Source organism: Micromonospora sp. LOL_015 (assembly GCF_048060275.1).
Lineage (GTDB): Bacteria > Actinomycetota > Actinomycetes > Mycobacteriales > Micromonosporaceae > Micromonospora_E.
Genome location: NZ_JBHMIO010000157.1, coordinates 1 through 744, shown reverse-complemented (window position 1 = coordinate 744; position 744 = coordinate 1). Strand labels below are relative to the sequence as shown.

The window sequence follows — 744 nt, the reverse complement described above, 5'->3', positions numbered from 1 at the left end:
TGGACGGACAGGATGTGCGGCGACGGAGACGGCCACCGCATGATCGTCCGGTGTTGTGTGGACAACGAAGGATCACGAGGTGGCCGCAGCGGCCATGGTAGAGGCCGGTCGGGTCGAGGAAAACCTCGCCACGCTGATGGGAGACCTCGGCGCGTGTTTCGCCCGGGTCGAACCACTACGGCAGGCCGGCAAGTACGTCCGCGGCCTGATCGCCGACCTGCCCCGGAAGAACTGCTGGACCCTGGCCGAACACGCCGGGGACACCACCCCGGACCGGATGCAACGACTACTCGAACGCGCGGTCTGGGACACGGACAAGGCGATGGGCGTGGTCCGTGACTTCGCCGTGGCACGCCTGGCCGACCCGGACGGCGACAACACGCTGATCTTCGACGAGAGCGGGGTGGAGAAGACCGGCACCGGCACGTGCGGCGTGACCCGCCAGTACGTGGGCTGCGCGGGAAAGGTCACCAACGCCGTCAACCTGGTCAACGCCACCTACGCCACCCGCGCCGGCCACGCCCTGGTCGGCTCCCGCCTGTGGATCCCCGCCGCCCACCTCGACGACGACGCCCGCCGTGCCGCCACCGGCGTCCCCGCCGCCACCGAGTTCGCGACCAAACCCCGACTCGCCGCCGACCTGCTCACCGAGACACTCGACGCCGGCGTACCGGTGCGGTGGTGCACCGCCGACGCCGTCTACGGCCGGGACCGGCGGCTACGCGACACCTGCGAGACCCGGGG

At 71.0% G+C, this 744-nt stretch carries 1 protein-coding gene; it reads left to right on the top strand.

Annotated elements, in window-relative coordinates; all coding sequences use genetic code 11:
- Positions 1-79 precede the first annotated feature (79 nt).
- Positions 80-744, top strand: a 665-nt coding sequence (locus ACFHWU_RS29255; protein WP_416592320.1) for an IS701 family transposase, incomplete at its 3' end; no start/stop codon positions are given.